Consider the following 17,168-nt stretch of genomic DNA (forward strand, 5'->3'; position numbering starts at 1 on the left):
AACCTCGGATAAATACAGATCCTGGGTGGAAAAAGATCATTTACCTGGCCCGCGCCGATGGAATTCCAGTGGCAACAGGGCTGACCCATCTCAAGAGCAGGGAGATAGGCAATCTTCGTATTGCCCGCATTCATGGGCCAGGGCGGAAGCGCCCATGCGGTCTACATCTGACCATCGGGCTACGTCTGGCTGCGCAAGCAACTGTAGACCAGACCGGCCGCTGCCCTGCCCCTCATTCAACAAGGCCTGCGCGCACTGCCCACCGCAAGACCAGCGGCCATCCCGCTCATCTGACAATCACGTATAGTGGCCATATATCATCACCCTGTTCGACCAAGGCGTGTGCCGTCGATAACGGTTCGGCTGGCATCAGTATGGAAAACTGCACGTGCCGCAAAGAAGAAACCTGAAAAACTCTATTTTCGTACCCTTGAAGCTGTCTCAATTGATCGGTCTTTTCAGTTGGGTTATCAGCTGGTGTCTGAATCCGTCTATTGATCGATCACTGGATATATTCATCTGCTGCGCGCTGGCGGGGGCGGCGCTGTCGATCATTGTCACGTCCAATAGCAGGAGCATGCTGGCGTGGCGCCTGTTCGGCATCATTTACATGGCATCACTGACCTTTCTGTTCAATGAACAGATCGACCGCATGGGCGAGGAAGCGTCGATGTGGGGGCTGGTTGTCACCTCCCTGCTCATCACGGGAATGAGCGTATTCTTCGTCAAGTTTATTGATTACATCGCCGCGGCTGCGCTGATCTGGTTGATCATGTGGCAAACGGACCTGACGGCCGTCGGCGTCGACCATGTACCTCTGTTTTATGTGTTCCTGATAAGCTCGACGTTACTGGGCGGCTGCCTGAATGCAACCTTCCTGAGCCTTATCATGCAGACCATGGCAGCCAGGGACCGTTATCAGGAACTGTCCGAAACCGACACCCTGACGCACGCCCCCAACCGTCGTGCACTGGTTGCCGGTCTGAATACCGCGCTGGCATCCGCTGATAAATCGTCGTTGTGGTTTGCCATGCTTGATCTGGATCACTTTAAAAGTATCAACGACACCCATGGTCACGACGTGGGTGACAATGTTCTTATCAGTTTTGCAACACTGCTGAAAAGCACAAAGGGGCTCATCAGCTTCGGTCGTTTGGGTGGGGAAGAGTTTGGCGTGATCTTATCGGCGGCGAACGCCACAGACGCTATACATGCACTGGAAGGGTTATTGATGCTCGCGCAACATGATGACGCGGCTCAAGTGCCCTATTCATTCAGTGCCGGTGTGGCGAGTTTGTCGCGGGTTGAAACGATCAATGACCTGTTGAAAGAGGCCGATGAGAACCTGTATTACGCCAAGCGCAGTGGCAGAATATGTATCGCCTTTGAAGGCAGGATAGTTTCATCGAACGCTGTCAGCACGACAAAGCACAATCAAGCGACACAATCAGTTGAAAAGCCTACGCATGCCTAGCGCCCGTTTTCCCCTTCAAACATTCCCGCCCCGCCGCACCTTCGAATACCGATCGATATCCTCCCGCAATGTCCATCCCTGCCCCTGCCAATAACGTCCGGCCGCTTCATTACTCTTCATGACGTCCAGGTGACACTTGTAAATACCCAGCGCCTCCAGACACTCGAGACAGCGTTCGACCAGCTCATGGGCAATCCCCCGCCGGCGATACTCGGGCAGCACGATCAGATGCTGCAGATAACCGCGTCTTCCGTCATGCCCGCACATCACGCAGCCGCACAAGGTGCCGTCCGCCTCGGCGACGAAGCTCATGCCGGGGTTGCGTTCGAGGTAGCGAGCGGTCGCTTCGCGCGAATCGGCGTCGCGCAGGGAGATGCCTGGCGTGCTGCGCATCAGTTCGATGACCGCATCGTAGTCGTCCAGGGTCATGCTGCGAATCGTGATCATGGGCTAAGCCAGGCCTGCGGTCTCATGGGCTGAGCAGATTAGCAGAGCCGCTTGATGCCTTGATGACAGCGCTGCCAGAGTCTGCCTATCGCCCCGTAATGTTCTTTCTATTAGAAATCTTCGTGAAGAAGGCTAATCTGCATAAGCATCGGCGAAAGTCGTGCGGTTTCACCCTGATAAGGAGATAACAATGAGCTCAAGTCTGCTATGCACGTTGTGGGCTCGGCTCGCAGCAATCTGACGATCGCTGTGCCGCGTATCTGTAGGGCTGGCCTGATCGTTCACCGAGCGGCCGGCATGAACCCAGTGCTGTTGAGTTCCGTCATCATTGTCTGAGGTCCCACGAGTGGACTGGATGGCCGGATGCAAATGACAAAAAGGTGTATCAAGCATGTCAACTGAATCGAAATGCCCCTTCAACCACGCTGCCGGCGGCGGCACCACCAACCGTGACTGGTGGCCCAAGCAGCTGAACCTGAAAATTCTGCATCAGCATTCCACGCTCTCCGACCCGATGGGCGAGAATTTCGACTATGCCAAGGAGTTCAAGAGCCTTGACATCGAAGCGGTCAAACAGGACCTGCGTAACGTCATGACCCAGTCCCAGGACTGGTGGCCGGCAGACTTCGGCCACTATGGCCCGCTGTTCATCCGTATGGCCTGGCACAGCGCCGGTACTTACCGGACAGGCGATGGTCGTGGCGGTGCAGGTGCCGGTCAGCAACGTTTTGCGCCGCTCAACAGTTGGCCCGACAACGTCAGCCTGGACAAGGCTCGCCGCCTCATCTGGCCGGTCAAGCAGAAGTACGGCCGCAAGATCTCCTGGGCTGACCTGATCGTGCTGACCGGTAACGTCGCGCTCGAATCCATGGGCTTCAAGACCTTCGGTTTCTCCGGTGGTCGCGCGGATGTCTGGGAACCGGAAGAGGACGTGTACTGGGGTTCCGAGACCACCTGGCTGGGTGGTGAAGAACGCTACGGCGCGCAGAAGAAAATGCAGCAACCGGGCGACGGCACGCTGGTGGCCGAGCCGGAGAATCACGCCAACGAAGAAAGCCGTACCGCCAGTGGCGAACGCAATCTGGAAAACCCGCTTGCCGCCGTGCAGATGGGCTTGATCTACGTGAACCCTGAAGGCCCTGAAGGTGTGCCGGACCCGGTTGCTTCGGCAAGGGATATCCGTGAAACCTTCGGTCGCATGGCGATGAATGACGAAGAGACCGTGGCGCTGATCGCCGGTGGCCACGCCTTCGGCAAGACCCACGGTGCCGGCCCTGCCGACAACGTTGGTCCGGAGCCTGAAGCAGCCGGCCTGGAAGAACAGGGTCTTGGCTGGAGAAACAAATTCGGCAGCGGCAAGGGTGGCGACACCATTACCAGCGGCCTGGAAGTGACCTGGACTTCGACGCCAACCAAATGGAGCAACGAGTACCTCGAAAACCTCTTTGGCTTCGAATGGGAACTGACCAAGAGCCCGGCAGGCGCGCATCAATGGACGCCGAAGAACGGCGCAGGCGCCGGCAAGATTCCGGATGCCCACGATCCATCCAAGCGTCATGCACCAAGCATGCTGACCTCTGACCTGGCGCTGCGCTTCGATCCGGCTTACGAGCAGATCTCCCGTCGCTTCCTGAACAACCCTGAGCAACTGGCCGACGCGTTCGCCCGCGCCTGGTTCAAGCTGACTCACCGTGACATGGGCCCGCTTGCCCGCTACCTCGGCCCGGAAACACCGGCCGAAGAGCTGCTGTGGCAAGACCCGATACCAAGCGTTGATCATGCGTTGGTGGATGATCAGGATGTGGCCACACTCAAGGCCAAGATTCTCGCTTCGGGCCTTTCGGTCTCGCAGCTGGTGTCGACGGCCTGGGCGGCAGCTTCTACCTTCCGTGGCTCGGACAAGCGCGGTGGTGCCAACGGCGGCCGTCTGCGTCTGGCTCCGCAGAAGGATTGGGCAGTCAACCAGCCTGAGCAACTGGCAGGCGTGCTGAAGACCCTTGAAGGTATTCAGAGCGAATTCAACGCAGCTCAGTCGGGCGGCAAGAAGGTTTCAATCGCCGACCTGATCGTCCTGGCCGGTAACGCAGGTGTCGAGCAGGCTGCAAAAAATGCAGGCCAGCACGTCACCGTTCCGTTCGCACCGGGCCGTGCCGATGCGTCTCAGGAGCAGACCGATGTTGAGTCGTTCAGCTTCCTCGAGCCGATCGCTGATGGTTTCCGCAATTACCAGAAGGGGCATTACAAGGTCTCGGCAGAATCGTTGCTGGTCGACAAGGCGCAACTGCTGACCCTGACGGCACCGGAGATGACTGTGCTGCTGGGCGGCCTGCGGGTCTTGAACATCAACGTCGGACAGAGCAAGCATGGCGTCTTCACTGATCAGCCGGGCACCCTGACCAACGACTTCTTCAAGAACCTGCTGGACATGGGCGTGGAGTGGAAAGCGACTGCGGGTGGCACCGATACGTTCGAAGCCCGTGACCGCAAGACTGGCGCAGTGAAATGGACCGGCACCCGTGTCGATCTGGTCTTCGGCTCGCATGCTCAACTGCGTGCGATTTCCGAAGTGTATGGCAGCTCGGATGCACACGAGAAGTTCGTCAACGACTTCGTGGCAGTCTGGACCAAGGTGATGAACCTGGACCGCTTCGACCTGGCCTGATGTATCTGATGTGCTGAGTTGAAAAAACGCCTCCCTTGCGGAGGCGTTTTTTTTGCCGCTATCAACCAGCGAACGCTGGTTTTATCAGCGGCTCATCATGCTTGCCGCCTGCTCCGTCGCTTCGGTCGTTCTGGTCGCCAGCTTGCGGACTTCATCCGCCACAACCGCAAAGCCCCGCCCTGCCTCACCGGCGCGCGCAGCCTCGATTGCCGCATTGAGCGCCAGAAGGTTGGTCTGGCTGGCAATGCTCTGGATAGTGCCAACTATCTGGGTCAGTTGAGCGATGTTCTCTTCCAGGTTTTTCTGATGCTGTGCTTCGGTATCGCGAAGAGCGTCCTGCTCATGTTTCAAATGCACATCCACCAACGCACCGACCACCCTCAGCGGAACACCTTCGGGATTGCGCCGAGTCTGGCCGCGCGCACGGAACCAGCGGTACTCGCCGGTTTTCATCTTCAGGCGGTACTCGATATCGAACGGCGTCTTGCCAGTCCGGTCATTCAAGTGCGCACCGAATGCCGTCAGACTGCGCTCCTTGTCTTCAGGGTGCAGCCGTGACGCCCAGCTATCCAGTACGTCAGGAAACTCTTCGACCGTTTCAAAACCCAGCAGGCGCCTGAACTGGGGGGACCACCAGAAAGGATTGCGCGCATTGACCGGGTCACCGGCAATGACTTCCATGTCCCAAAGACCGTCGGAGAGCATCTCCCGAGCGAGTTCGAAGCGAGTAATGATCACATCGTGTTCAAGATCACGCTCAAGCTCATCGTGAATATCCCGAAGAGAACCGGCGACCCGCAGCGGCGTTCCGCGCGCATCCCTTAATGTTTCGCCCTGGGCATAGAACCAGCGGTAGGTGCCGTCCTTCATCGCCAGACGATTCTTGATCCGATACGGCGTGTTGCCGGAACGGTCATTCAGGTGTTTGGCAAATGCGTCCAGCGAGGCTTGTTTATCTTGAGGATGAAGCCGGTCTGCCCAGCTCGCCAGTACGTTGGGGAAGTCCCGCTCGTCATTGAAACCGAGAAGCTTGCGTAGTTGCTGCGACCACCAGAATCGATTGTTCGGGTTGACCGGATCGCCCGCGACCACCTCCATGTCCCAGAGGCCTTCACTTGACGCACGGTTGACCAGATCAAAGCGGGTTTCATAAGCGGCAGCCGAAGCAGAGGCTTCGCCCAGCAGGTGGCGGGCGGTTTCCAGTTCTTGCTCAAGCGCGGCAATACGTTGCTCGTCGAGGCGACGCTGGGTGCTCAGCGAGCTCCAGCATTCCAGTACCGCACTTTTTTCAGCACATCCCCCTACCGCGGGCTCAGTGCCGCCCTTGAGCGAGGAAATAAGTTGCTGAAGGGCCTTTTTGTCACGACGGGGGCTGAACAGGTGAAGCATGCTGTGGGCTCTCAAAATAAAGTCGGATTTGCCGAGTCCCTGGCATGTCACTTCTTTATCGACATGCCGTGAGGTTTCTGTATGTCGGATTGCGATCAGATCATGGACATCCGATCCAGAATCAACTTCACGGCCTGCTGATCGGTTTGCGCCCTGCCACCGACTCCGCTACCCGGACGCGGAGCGTCCAGAACGGCATTCCCACGCTGGAGCGTGAGGAACGATAATCTTGTAACTGTCGTGCCAAGGACTGCTGCAACTTCACCCCCGCTGCGCAAACCTGCGCAACACCACCACACCCAGCACAGCCGACAACACCGAACCGATCAGCACGCCCACCTTGACCTCATCGACCAGTTCCGGCGCGCCCGGGAAGGCCAGTGCGCCAATGAACAGGCTCATGGTGAAGCCGATACCACACAAGGCTGCAACGCCATAAAGCTGGCCCCAGTTGCTGCCATCCGGCAAGCGCGCCAGGCCTGCGCGAATCGCCAGCGCGGCCATGGCGAATATGCCGACCTGTTTGCCGACCAGCAGTCCTAGCGCAACGCCGAGCGGGACCGGGTCCACGAGCGTGTCGGCGGTAATGCCCGACAGTGACACGCCAGCGTTGGCAAAACCAAAGATCGGTACGACGGCAAACGCCACCCATGGGTGCAGCTTTTCTTCCAGGTGCAGCAGCGGCGAGCGGGCCTCTTCATCGGGTTTGCCCAACGGGATGCACAGCGCCAGCGCGACGCCCGCGAGGGTGGCGTGGATGCCGGACTGGAGCATGAAAAACCACAGCAGCGCGCCTACAACCAGGTAAGGCAGCAGTTTTTTAACACCCAGACGATTCAGCGCGACGAGCATGGCGATGGAGCCCAGCGCTGCGAGCAGCATGGGAATGGAGAGATCGCTGGTGTAGAACAACGCGATGATCAGCACCGCGCCGAGATCATCGAGAATCGCCAGTGCCGACAGGAAGATCTTAAGCGACAGCGGCACGCGCTTGCCCAGCAGTGACAGCACACCCAGGGCGAACGCGATATCGGTCGCTGCCGGAATGGCCCAGCCGCCGATGGTGTCTGGCCGCCCCCAGTTGAAGGCCACGTAGATCAGCGCCGGAACCAGCATGCCGCCAAGCGCCGCAAAGCCCGGCAAGGCTCTCTGGCTCCAGGAGGCAAGCTGACCGGCGAGCACCTCGCGCTTGATCTCCAGGCCGACGAGCATGAAGAAGATCGCCATCAGACCGTCGTTGATCCAGTGCGAAACCGACAAACCGGCGAACACTGCGTGCAGCGCGGCGAAGTAGCTGTCGCCCAGCGGTGAGTTGGCAACGATCAGGGCCGCCAGCGCGGCTGCCATCAACACCAGCCCGCCAGCGGATTCAGCAGCGAAGAAACGCGTGATGAACGCCAGTGCATTCGGGGATTCGGTACGAGGGGTGGGTTTGTGCATGACAGCTCCGCGGGGGTACAGCGCAAAAAGGCCGCAATTTTACCACCGGCAGAACCTGTCAAAGGCCTGGTAAACCTGAGGATACAAATTAACGTTTCCCGGCCGAATAGGCATCGGAAAGCGTTGCTGAATAGCGCCTGCCGTTCAGACAGGCGCCCTGCTCATGTCACTTCTTGACCGTTTCTTCGAGCGTAAAGCGGCCCAGCGGGTTCTGGCCGAAGTGCTCGATGTTCTTGCGCGACACGCTGATGTAGGGACTGTAGTAGAGGTCGATCCAGTTGACGTCCGCCTTGGCCATTTTCTGCAGGTCGATGTACATCTGCTCACGCTTTTTCGGGTCCATCTCGACCCGTGCGGCAGCGACCAGATCCTTGACCTTGTCGTTCTTGTAACGGGTCATGTAGTTATTGTTGGTGTCGTGGCCGAGCACGAAGGTGGTCTTCTGGTCCGGGTCGAGGATGTCGTTGGTCCAGTACATCACCGAGATGTCGTAGTCACCGGCAATCAACATGTCCCAGCTCTGGCTCGGGTCGACTTTCTGCAGCGTTGTGGTCACGCCGACCTTGGCCAGTTGCTGTTGCAGCATGACCGCGATTTGCTCGTCGACCTCGTTGCCCGCGTTGACCACGTAATTGAGTTTCAGGTCCGATGCACCGGCGTCCGCCAGCATCTGTCTGGCCTTGACCGGGTCATAAGGACGTTGCAGGTTGTCGGCGTAGTGGTACAGCGCGCCTTTGGGAATGTAGGAATTGGCCACGGTGCCCAGCCCGAAAGTGGCGGCATCGACCAGCGATTTCTTGTCGATGGCCATGTCCAGCGCCTGGCGCACTTCCGGCTTGGCCAATGCGCCATGTTCGTGGTTGATCAGCAGATGATCTTCACGGGTGGAGGGGTCGAGATGGACCACCAGATCGGGGTCCTTCTGCAGATTTGCGATGCGCGAGAACGGTATCCATATCGCAGCATCGAGCTCGCCCTTCTGGACCATGAGCGTGCGGGTGTTATCGTCCGGCACCGAGATCCACTCGACCCCGTCCAGGCTCACGCTCGGCGCCTCCCAGAAGTTGGGGTTCTTCGCCAGAATCACCCGGTCACCGCGCCGCCACTCCTTCACGGTAAATGCGCCAGAGCTGACAGGCTGCTCGGCATACGCTTCCTCGCCCATGCTCTTCATGGCTTTCTCGGAGAGAATCGACACGTTGGGCAGGGCCAGTTGCGAGAGGAACGAGGCCGAAGGATTCTTCAGCGTGATCACCAGCGTATGCGGATCTGTCGCGACGGCCTTATCGATAATCTTGTAGGAATCGCTCCACAGCGACCCCTTGTCGTCGCGGATTCGCAGCAGGCTGAACACCGCGTCACTGGCCGTCAGGTCCGAGCCATCGGAGAATTTGGCCGGACGCATCTTGAGCGTGTAGGTCAGCCCGTCAGGCGAGATCGACCAGCTTTCCGCCAGCCCCGGTACCAGCTTGGTGCCTTTGTCATCTACGCGGATCAGCACGTCGTAAACGTTGGAAAACACCCAGTTGTCGATGTTCTGCGCACTTTTGATCGGGTCGAACGTGGTGCCATCCTCACGACGGCCGATGGTCAGCACGCCCGCAGCTTCGGCCACGCCCGCCGCCAGGGAACAGGCCGCCAGCATGGCGACGGTCAGCATTTTCATTGGTCGAGCTTTCATACGCATGAACTCCTTGTCGATGTCGGGACAGATGTGGTTACAGGTTGAGATCAAAAAACCGGGGCTTCCAGCACGCAGTCGTAGCGCTGCTGGCCGACATGCCGGGTCGGTGGCGCGACGCTGGAGCAGGTCGGCCTGGCGAACCGGCAACGCGGATGAAACGCGCAGCCGTCGGGCAAATTCAGGGGGCTTGGCGGCTCACCCTGCAACGGCTCGCCGAGCAAAGGACGATCCGGATCGATTTCCGGAATCGCCTGAATCAGCGCCGCGGTATAGGGGTGGCGCGGCGAAACAAAGACATCCTCGACCGGGCCTTCTTCAACGATTCTGCCCAGGTACATCACCGCCACCCGATCACACAGGCGACGCACGATGGCCAGGTCATGGGCGATGAACAGAATCGCCAGGTTCATGCGCTGGCGCAGCTCCAGCAGCAGGTTGATGATCTGCCCCTGAATCGAAACGTCCAGCGCCGCCACGCATTCGTCGGCAATGATCAGCCGTGGCTCGATGGCCAGCGCGCGAGCGATACCGACACGCTGACATTGTCCGCCGCTCAAGGCACCCGGCTTGCGTTCGGCAAATTCGGGCCGCAGACCGACCATGTCGAGCAGCTCGGTGACCCGCGCCGGAATGTCGGAAGTGGCGACCTTGCGCTGCACGGCAAGCACCTCGGCCAGCGTCGCACCGATGGTCATGCGCGGATTGAGCGAAGAGGACGGGTCCTGAAAGACCATCGCGGTTTCGCTGCGCAGGCGTTGCAGATTGATACCGCTGCCCTGGGCTATGTCGACGTCATCGAAGACGATCTGCCCGGAGGTAATGTCATTCAGGCGCAGAATGGCGCGGCCCAGCGTGCTCTTGCCGCTGCCGGACTCGCCGACCAGCCCCAGCGTTTCACCCGCGCAAATGCTCAGTGACACACCGTTGACGGCATGCACCCAACGCTTGTTGAGGCCCATGAAACCCGAGCCGGGTGCCGGGAAGCGCACCACCAGATCATTGACGTTCAGCAGTATTGGGCCGCTCATGAGACGGCCTCCCGCGATTGCACCAACGGGTAGTGACAGGCCGCCGCATGGGCAACGCCCATCGGCCGCATCAGCGGTAGCCTGTCAGGACAGTCTGCTCCTGCATGACTGCAGCGGGCATGGAAACGGCAGCCGCCGGGCAGTGCGTCGAGCAAGGGCGGCTGGCCGGGAATGGTCCGTAGCAGTTCGCTGCCCGCGCTGCTGGCGGGCTGGCATTCGATCAGACCGTGGGTGTAAGGATGACGTGCGCGGGCGAGCACATCGCGCTTGCTGCCGTGCTCACACAGGCGACCGGCGTACATCACCGCAATCGAGTCGCAGGTTTGCGCCACCACGCCGAGATCGTGGGTGATCATGATCAACGACAGCCCGTGACGATCGCGCAGGTCCAGCAACAGACGCAGGATTTGCGCCTGCACCGTCACATCCAGTGCGGTGGTCGGCTCGTCGGCGATCAGGACCTGCGGCCCACAGCCCAGTGCCACGGCAATCATCGCGCGCTGGCGCATGCCACCGGAAAACTCATGGGGGAAGTTATCCACACGGGACGCCGGATCGGGAATACCGACCTGGCGCAAAAGATCGATCGCCTGCGCCCGGGCTTCACGCTTCGATGCGCCCTGATGCAGAAGAACACCTTCGGCGATCTGCTCGCCGATACGCATCAGCGGGTCCAGATGGCTGGCGGGGTTCTGGAAAATCATGCCGATACGCCGCCCGCGCATGGCACGCATTCCAGCGGCATCCAGCTTCAACAGGTCGACATCATTGAGCCGTACCGAGCCGCCACGCACGTGCAGATCCGGCGACGGCATCAATTGCATCAGCGCCCGGCAGGCCATGGTCTTGCCAGAGCCGCTTTCACCGACCAGCCCGAGGATCTCGCCCTGGTGCAGGTCGAACGACAACCGGTCGACCAGCGTCACTTCGCGGCCGCGATGGCTCGCCACCACGCTCATCTCGCTGACCTGCAGCACGGGCGTACTCATTGCCGTTCTCCCAGGGTTTCGGCGACGCCGTCCGCCAACAGGCTGAAGCCCATGGCCAAGGTCACGATGGCCAGGCCCGGAAAGGTGCAGATCCACCACGCAGAAGTGAGGAACGCCTGCCCTTCGGCGACCATGGTCCCCCACTCCGCCATCGGTGGTTGCACACCCAGGCCCAGGTAGCTGACCGATGCGCCACTGAGCAGCACCAGAACCGCGTCAGACATAGAAAACACAATCGAGCCGAACATCGCGTTGGGCAGCAGATGGCGGAACAGGATACGCAGGTGACCAAAGCCCAGGCTCTTGGCCGCCAGGGCGAAATCGCTTTCCTTGAGCACCAGGACCTGTGAGCGGATCAGCCGCGCATAAGACACCCAGCCCACCAGTGCCATGGCAATGTAGAAGCTGCCCAGGCCTGGCCCGAGAATCGCGATGATCGCCAGCATCAGCACCAGAAACGGGAATGCCAGCACGATGTCGATCACGCGCATGCACAGGTTGTCGAAACGTCCGCCGATGTAGCCCGACAAGGCGCCGACGAAGGTCCCGATCATGAACGGGAAGATCACCCCGATCACGCAGATCTGCAGGTCGACGCGTGCCGCCCAGATCACCCTGGACAGAATGTCGCGACCAAAATTGTCGGTGCCGAACGGATGCGCGAGGTGCGGGGCAAGCATGCGCAGCTCGGTGTTCTGGTAGATGGGGTCGTAAGGTGCCAGCCATGGTGCAAACAGCGCCAGTATCAGCCAGCCCCCCAGTAACGAACCGCCCAGCAGCATCGCCAGCCGGCCGTTGCGCAAACGCACACGCAGCCGGGAACGCCAGTGCGGACGAAGATCGGCATGGGCCACGGTCATTTGATATTTACCCGCGGGTCGATGGCTACCGTGGCCACATCGGCGAGGAAGTTCACCATCACCGTGGCACAGGCCAGCACCATAGCCACCCCCTGCACCACCATGTAATCGCGGCTGAAGATGCCGCGCACCAGCAACTGACCGATGCCGGGAATCGCAAACAGGCTTTCGATCACCACGGTGCCGCTGATCAGCCAGCCGATGTTCACCGCCAGCAGGTTGATCGAAGGCACCAGCGAATTGGGCAACACGTGGCGCCGAAACAGCGCCCCTTCACTGAGGCCACGCGCCCGGGCTGCCGTCACATGATCGGCTTGCAGCTCCACGAGCATGCTCGCGCGCAGGTTGCGAATCAGCACCGCGGACAGAGCCAGCGCGATGGTCAGACAGGGCAGCACCAGGTGATGGGCCTTGTCCAGCCAGTCGCTGCCGTAGCCCGACACCGGAAACCAGCCAAGCTGCACACTGAACAGCAGGATCAGCATGATGCCCAGCCAGAACGCCGGCATGCCCAGCCCTGTGGTGGTAAAAACGCGGATCAGGTTGTCGCTCCAACTGCCTTTGTTACGCGCAGCGAGCGTGGCCAAGGGCACGGCAATCAGCAGCGCCAGCAGAACGCTGCCCGACACCAGAAATACGGTGGGCTCGATCCGTGTGCTGATCAGCTTGAGTACGTCTATCTTGTACAGCAGCGATTTGCCCATATCGCCCTGCACCAGGTTTTTCATGAAATACACGTACTGTGTCCACAGAGGCTCATCCAGACCATACTGGGCGCGGATGTTGGCCAGGGCCTGTGGTGTGGAACGCGAACCCAGCAGGATGCGCGCCGGATCGCCGGGGATCGAACGCACCAGAATGAAGGTGACCAGGCTGATGCCGAACAGCACCGGCAGCAGCTGCAGCGGACGCTGGAGAATGAAACGATAACGACCCAGATTCATCAGACGCCCCGATGCTGTGACAGAAAATTCAGCAGGACCGGAAAGTACGCCGCCGCCCCCTCTACGTAAAAGGGCAGAGCAGAGTTGTAGTCGAACATTGACCATCCGTCGACTTCGATTGTTTTCAGCTCATCCGGCCTGTGTTCATAGCCCATTGCATTGCACCTCTGCGGACGACGCTCATGGCATCAACCCTATCCTGCAAGGCGAGCGCAGACAGCTAGCAATTCTTATAGGTTTTACAGGACTGGCAGCCGACTGGACGCACGCGTGGCACCGTCCTTGCTAATTGCTATATTAGAGCCCTACATCGGCTCAATGACAAAGGAGGTCATGCCATGCATATCAGGTTGTCGGATTTCAATTCGCGGCTGCAGTCTGCATCCACGCTGGATCAGCAAATGGATTGCGCGCTGCTGCTGGCATCGGATCTCGGATTCGATGCCGTGATCTACGACTACAGCCCGGTGCCAGTGTCCCATGATGGAGCACTGATCACCCCGTCGCTGCTTTCATTGCGCAATACACCTGCGGACTGGCACGCGCTTTGGTGCAGTCAGGGCTATTACCAGATCGATCCGGTGCAACACCTGGCCGTCGCCAGCGTCTCGCCGTTCGTATGGTCATACCAGCCCAGGGCCGAGACGGTGCTGAAAACCTTCATCACCGACATGCACAAGCCGGTGGTGCGCTATCTGCATGACTCACACATGACCTGTGGCGTAACGGTGCCGATCCACATGCCCAAGGGCGGTTTCGCCACGCTGACCGGGCTGTGTACGGACGGCAGCGATGTCGCCCTCGAGGACGCCCGCCAGAGCCTGGCGGAGTTTGGCCTGCTCGCTCACGCTTTTCAGGAGGTCGCCTACCCGCTGTTCGACCAGAAAATACGCTCATGCAATGCGATCAGGCTGACCCCGCGTGAGCGCGAATGCCTGAGCTGGTCTGCCGAGGGCCTGACGGCCAGGGAGATTGCCGATCAGCTCAACCGCTCTGTCGCTACGGTGACCTTGCACCTGAATTCGGCCATGCAGAAGCTGGGGGCAAAAAACCGTGTGCAGGCGGTGGTGCGTGCCGTTCACTACCGTTTACTCGACCACTGACCGGATTATCGGCCAAAACCTATCATTTTCTATAGTTATGAGGCGCAAGACGCCGCGCTATGGTGCCCCCAAACTATCCAGCAGGGACCGGCGACATGGCAGATATGACGATCAAGGAAGGTTTTGCGCCCTTTGGCGACTATCAGACGTGGTATCGCATCACAGGCGACCTGCACGGTCCCGGCACACCACTGGTTATTCTGCACGGCGGCCCCGGTTGTACGCACGATTACGTCGATGCGTTCAAGGACATCGCCAGCACTGGCCGGGCCGTTATCCATTACGACCAGTTGGGTAACGGAAAGTCGACTCGACTGCCCCATAAGGGTCGCGATTTCTGGACGGTCGATCTGTTCCTGAGCGAACTCGACAATCTGCTTGCGCACCTGAGTATCAAAAACAACTACGCATTGCTGGGCCAGTCGTGGGGCGGCATGCTGGCGGCAGAGCATGCCGTGCGCCAGCCTGCAGGGCTGAAGGCGCTGATCATCGCCAACTCCCCCGCAGACATGCTCACTTGGGTAAACGAGGCCAACCGGCTGCGCGAGGATCTGCCAGCCGACGTGCAGGCTGCGTTGCTCAAGCACGAAGAGGCGGGAACATTGAAAGACCCGGAATACCTGAAAGCCTCGCGAGCATTCTATGACCGTCATGTCTGCCGCATCACACCGTGGCCGGAAGAGGTAAAACGTACCTTCGACGCGATTGACGCCGATCCGACCGTGTACCACGCCATGAATGGTCCTACCGAGTTTCACGTCATCGGCACGATGAAGGACTGGACCATCGTTGATCGCCTGGAGCTCATCAATGTTCCTGCCTTACTGATTTCCGGGAAGTACGACGAAGCCACACCGCTGGTCGTGAAGCCCTATGTGGATAACGTCCCCGACATCAGTTGGTCTGTCTTCGAAGAGTCCAGTCATATGCCCCATGTAGAGGAGCGAATGGCCTGTATGGGATGCATCGCAGGTTTTCTGGACAAGCTGGTCGTTACGGGTAACGAGTTTGCGGCTTAACCCTCAGCCCTCATTTGATCCGCCCCGGGAAGCCACGTCATTAGAGTTAATACTTTAGTAACGCTAATAGCGAAAGTTAACTTTATTGATCGTACGACTGGAACTTTTCGACGTACACCGTTGCTTAACGTCGCCTAACGACACGTGAATACTTCATGAAATAACTTTCATCGCTATTCATTAAAGCTCTCTCGTTTCCAGCAGAAAACCAGTTACTGGAAGGAAAGTATTGGCCTTCGTCTGTTTTGCCGCTGGAGGCAACCATGAACCTCAGATCGTTAAGCATTTCACGCAGGGCCTCCCTGTGTTTTGGCATCATTACCTTGCTGTTGATCGGTCTGGGTGCCTTCTCCTACGTACAGATCGGCCACCTGCGCGTAGCCGAGCAGAACATAGAAGAAAACTCACTGCCCAGCGTTCAGGTCGTCGACGACATTCAGATCGCCCTGCTTCACGCCCGTCTGGAAAGCATCCGCATGCTTGCCAGCAACGATCCGAGCGTACACGCCACCGCAGAAGCCAAGGTACGGGAAGCGATCGAGGCGCTACGTGCCAACAGCGACTTCTATCAGAAGCACCTGCTGTCGGGAGAAGCCGACCGGGCGCAATTCGAAGAAGCCAATAACAAGATGGGCGTTTACATTGACGGCTTGAAACAGGTCGTCGCACTGGACAGCGCTGATCACGAAAGAGCGGTCTCCCTTGCCAACGGAGAACAGGCCCTAAAGGCCGCTGCCTATCAGGAAAAACTCACTGCGCTACGCGGGCACAATGCTGAAGAAGCGGTCGTCTCCGGGAAAGATGCCACTGCAGTCTACGACCACAGCGTCAACGTGTTGATGATTGTGCTGATCGCAGCGTTCCTGCTTACCGTGGTACTCGCGATTGCCCTGACACGCAGCATTGTCGACCCGATCAGCGCCTCGCTGAAACTGGCGGAAGACATCGCCGCCGGTGACCTGACCCGGCAATTGAGCGTTAGCGGCAGCGATGAAGCATCACGTTTGATGACGGCCCTGAACACCATGTCGGGGAACCTGCGCACCACCATTCACGAAATTTCCGGCGCGTCCGCGCAGTTGAGCACTGCCGCCGTCGAGATGACGTCGATCACCGAAAGCGCCGACCGCACTCTGCAGCAACAGAACAGCGAAATCGAGCAGGCAGCGACTGCGGTAAACGAAATGAGTGCTGCCGTAGAAGAGGTCGCTCGTAATGCTACGTCGACCTCGCAGGCCGCCCAACAGTCGAGCCTTTCCGCCGATCTGGGTAACCAGCGCGTTAACGAAACCCTGACCGCCATGCAAAACCTGACAGGCCTGGTCGAGGGTTCTTCCGCGCAAGTTACTGCGCTGGCCGGCCAGGCTCAGGACATCAGCAAAGTGCTGGGCGTGATTCGCGGCATTGCCGAACAGACCAACCTGCTGGCACTCAATGCTGCCATCGAAGCTGCGCGTGCCGGCGAACAGGGTCGCGGCTTTGCTGTGGTCGCCGATGAGGTGCGGGCTCTGGCGCATCGTACACAGACGTCCACGCAGGAAGTCGAACAGATGATTTCAGCGATTCAGGCCGGCTCTTCCGCCACCGTCGAGTCGATGCACAAGAGCACTCAGGAAGTTCACGTCACTCGCAAGACCGCAGAAGATGCCGGCGAATCGCTGCGCCAGATCACCGACTCGGTACTCGAGATCAATAACCGTAACCTGCAGATCGCGGCGGCGTCCGAGCAGCAGGCGCATGTAGCGCGCGATGTCGACAGAAGCCTGGTCAGCATTCGCGACCTGGCCGTGCAGAGCAGCGAAGGCACCCGGCAGACCCTGATCGCCAGTACCGAACTTTCGCAGTTGGCGGTCAACCTGAATGATCTGGTTCTGCGCTTCAAGACGTAATCCAGGCCTCCACGCCAACCGGCCATGACACAAGGGCAGCAGATTCGTCTGCTGCCCTTCTTTTATGGAGTCAGTGCAGTTTCGGCAAAAAACCGGCAATGGCTTCTCCTACCGACAGCCCTCCTTTCAAAACCTGTCAGCCGCGCCTCTCTGCTGACAGCGTTTCAGACGCATTGCCTCCATTAGTTGAAATAGGATCCATAAAGGCCTATTTATGAGCACAGGCTATTTGAAAAAGCC

At 59.3% G+C, this 17,168-nt stretch carries 12 protein-coding genes and 3 pseudogenes; 6 read left to right on the forward strand and 9 right to left on the reverse strand.

Annotated elements, in window-relative coordinates:
* Positions 1-388: 388 nt before the first annotated feature.
* Positions 389-1,474, forward strand: coding sequence for a GGDEF domain-containing protein (locus AC54XV_RS22140; protein ID WP_058399364.1), 1,086 nt, complete (start codon positions 389-391; stop codon positions 1,472-1,474).
* A gap of 15 nt (positions 1,475-1,489) precedes the next feature.
* Here AC54XV_RS22140 and AC54XV_RS22145 read toward each other — a convergent pair whose 3' ends face one another.
* Positions 1,490-1,921, reverse strand: coding sequence for a GNAT family N-acetyltransferase (locus AC54XV_RS22145; protein ID WP_011268889.1), 432 nt, complete (start codon positions 1,919-1,921; stop codon positions 1,490-1,492).
* Between the two features lie 391 nt (positions 1,922-2,312).
* Between AC54XV_RS22145 and katG the strand changes: the two genes are divergently transcribed.
* Positions 2,313-4,583 carry a catalase/peroxidase HPI gene (katG, locus tag AC54XV_RS22150; protein ID WP_024640299.1) on the forward strand — a complete coding sequence of 757 codons (2,271 nt, stop codon included), beginning with the start codon at positions 2,313-2,315 and terminating at the stop codon, positions 4,581-4,583.
* A gap of 90 nt (positions 4,584-4,673) precedes the next feature.
* Here katG and AC54XV_RS22155 read toward each other — a convergent pair.
* From AC54XV_RS22155 to AC54XV_RS22190, 8 genes and pseudogenes are all read right to left on the reverse strand, one after another.
* A pseudogene (locus tag AC54XV_RS22155) lies at positions 4,674-4,961 on the reverse strand (methyl-accepting chemotaxis protein); the annotation flags it as partial.
* Positions 4,962-5,972, reverse strand: a pseudogene (locus AC54XV_RS22160) (PAS domain-containing protein); the annotation flags it as partial.
* A gap of 261 nt (positions 5,973-6,233) precedes the next feature.
* Positions 6,234-7,412: a Na+/H+ antiporter NhaA gene (gene nhaA / locus AC54XV_RS22165; protein WP_496717222.1), complete on the reverse strand. Its 1,179-nt coding sequence runs from the start codon at positions 7,410-7,412 to the stop codon at positions 6,234-6,236.
* Between the two features lie 166 nt (positions 7,413-7,578).
* Entirely contained in the window at positions 7,579-9,093 is a 1,515-nt protein-coding gene (locus AC54XV_RS22170) for an ABC transporter substrate-binding protein (RefSeq protein WP_058399363.1), read from the reverse strand.
* A 50-nt stretch (positions 9,094-9,143) separates the two neighbouring features.
* Complete coding sequence (locus AC54XV_RS22175) at positions 9,144-10,124, reverse strand: ABC transporter ATP-binding protein (RefSeq protein WP_496717223.1); 981 nt, start codon at positions 10,122-10,124, stop codon at positions 9,144-9,146.
* Positions 10,121-11,113: an ABC transporter ATP-binding protein gene (locus tag AC54XV_RS22180; protein WP_058399362.1), complete on the reverse strand. Its 993-nt coding sequence runs from the start codon at positions 11,111-11,113 to the stop codon at positions 10,121-10,123. The genes AC54XV_RS22175 and AC54XV_RS22180 overlap by 4 nt, the downstream gene beginning before the upstream one ends.
* The gene (locus AC54XV_RS22185; RefSeq protein WP_024640294.1) at positions 11,110-11,973 is read right to left on the reverse strand and encodes an ABC transporter permease; all 864 of its coding nucleotides are present in this window, start codon (positions 11,971-11,973) and stop codon (positions 11,110-11,112) included. Before AC54XV_RS22185 ends, AC54XV_RS22180 begins: the two co-directional genes overlap by 4 nt.
* Complete coding sequence (locus AC54XV_RS22190; RefSeq protein ID WP_003400085.1) at positions 11,970-12,917, reverse strand: ABC transporter permease; 948 nt, start codon at positions 12,915-12,917, stop codon at positions 11,970-11,972. The genes AC54XV_RS22185 and AC54XV_RS22190 overlap by 4 nt, the downstream gene beginning before the upstream one ends.
* A 338-nt stretch (positions 12,918-13,255) precedes the next feature.
* Here AC54XV_RS22190 and AC54XV_RS22195 point away from each other — a divergent pair, with 338 nt between their 5' ends.
* From AC54XV_RS22195 to AC54XV_RS22210, 4 genes and pseudogenes are all read left to right on the forward strand, one after another.
* Entirely contained in the window at positions 13,256-14,020 is a 765-nt protein-coding gene (locus tag AC54XV_RS22195; protein WP_003400082.1) for a LuxR family transcriptional regulator, read from the forward strand.
* A gap of 95 nt (positions 14,021-14,115) precedes the next feature.
* Positions 14,116-15,039 (forward strand): proline iminopeptidase-family hydrolase, encoded by a 924-nt coding sequence (locus AC54XV_RS22200; RefSeq protein WP_024652652.1) that lies wholly within the window; start codon positions 14,116-14,118, stop codon positions 15,037-15,039.
* A 263-nt stretch (positions 15,040-15,302) separates the two neighbouring features.
* Positions 15,303-16,070 (forward strand): annotated as a pseudogene (locus AC54XV_RS22205) (MCP four helix bundle domain-containing protein); the annotation flags it as partial.
* Positions 16,071-16,139: 69 nt separating this feature from the next.
* Positions 16,140-16,928, forward strand: a complete 789-nt coding sequence (locus AC54XV_RS22210) for a methyl-accepting chemotaxis protein (RefSeq protein ID WP_371134825.1) — start codon at positions 16,140-16,142, stop codon at positions 16,926-16,928.
* Positions 16,929-17,168: the final 240 nt, after the last annotated feature.

Source organism: Pseudomonas fragariae (ex Marin et al. 2024), from assembly GCF_059621105.1.

Bases quoted from the DNA above. Each gene is read 5' to 3' on its own strand.
- AC54XV_RS22145 (WP_011268889.1), bottom strand. From the start codon at position 1,921: ATGATCACGATTCGCAGCATGACCCTGGACGACTACGATGCGGTCATC.
- katG (WP_024640299.1), top strand. From the start codon at position 2,313: ATGTCAACTGAATCGAAATGCCCCTTCAACCACGCTGCCGGCGGCGGC.
- nhaA (WP_496717222.1), bottom strand. From the start codon at position 7,412: ATGCACAAACCCACCCCTCGTACCGAATCCCCGAATGCACTGGCGTTC.
- AC54XV_RS22170 (WP_058399363.1), bottom strand. From the start codon at position 9,093: ATGAAAGCTCGACCAATGAAAATGCTGACCGTCGCCATGCTGGCGGCC.
- AC54XV_RS22175 (WP_496717223.1), bottom strand. From the start codon at position 10,124: ATGAGCGGCCCAATACTGCTGAACGTCAATGATCTGGTGGTGCGCTTC.
- AC54XV_RS22180 (WP_058399362.1), bottom strand. From the start codon at position 11,113: ATGAGTACGCCCGTGCTGCAGGTCAGCGAGATGAGCGTGGTGGCGAGC.
- AC54XV_RS22185 (WP_024640294.1), bottom strand. From the start codon at position 11,973: ATGACCGTGGCCCATGCCGATCTTCGTCCGCACTGGCGTTCCCGGCTG.
- AC54XV_RS22190 (WP_003400085.1), bottom strand. From the start codon at position 12,917: ATGAATCTGGGTCGTTATCGTTTCATTCTCCAGCGTCCGCTGCAGCTG.
- AC54XV_RS22195 (WP_003400082.1), top strand. From the start codon at position 13,256: ATGCATATCAGGTTGTCGGATTTCAATTCGCGGCTGCAGTCTGCATCC.
- AC54XV_RS22200 (WP_024652652.1), top strand. From the start codon at position 14,116: ATGGCAGATATGACGATCAAGGAAGGTTTTGCGCCCTTTGGCGACTAT.
- AC54XV_RS22210 (WP_371134825.1), top strand. From the start codon at position 16,140: ATGACGTCGATCACCGAAAGCGCCGACCGCACTCTGCAGCAACAGAAC.